The organism is Agrobacterium sp. MCAB5 (assembly GCF_052114365.1).
Taxonomy (GTDB): domain Bacteria; phylum Pseudomonadota; class Alphaproteobacteria; order Rhizobiales; family Rhizobiaceae; genus Agrobacterium; species Agrobacterium tumefaciens.
The window spans coordinates 1-535 of sequence record NZ_JBFREP010000186.1; the positions used below are offsets into that span (position 1 = coordinate 1).

Here is a 535-nt window from a genome sequence, read left to right on the forward strand (position 1 = left end):
GAGCAAAGCAAATGACCAAGGTACTCGTCCTCTACTACTCGTCCTACGGCCACATCGAGACAATGGCAGGCTCAATCGCTGAAGGCGCAAGAAGCGCCGGCGCCGACGTTACGATCAAGCGTGTCCCGGAAACTGTCCCGCTCGAAATTGCCGAAAAGTCTCATTTCAAGATCAACCAGGAGGCACCGATTGCGACGGTAGCGGAACTCGCCGACTACGACGCGATCATCGTCGGTACCGGCACACGCTTCGGGCGGATGTCGTCGCAGATGGCAGCCTTCCTCGACCAGGCCGGTGGTCTGTGGGCACGGGGTGCTCTCAACGGCAAAGTGGGCGCAGCGTTCGCATCGACCGGCACCCAGCACGGCGGCCAGGAAACCACCTTGTTTTCGATCATCACCAACCTCATGCACTTTGGCATGATCATCGTCGGCCTGCCCTATAGCCACCAAGGCCAGATGAGCAGTGAAGAAATTGTTGGTGGCGCTCCTTATGGGGCAACGACAGTTGCCGGTGGCGACGGGTCGCGCCAGCC

1 protein-coding gene is annotated in these 535 nt (G+C 59.8%); it reads left to right on the top strand.

What is annotated here, in order from left to right:
* Positions 1-11 precede the first annotated feature (11 nt).
* On the top strand, positions 12-535 hold a 524-nt coding region (gene wrbA / locus AB4Z23_RS28130; RefSeq protein ID WP_441361263.1), incomplete at its 3' end, for an NAD(P)H:quinone oxidoreductase.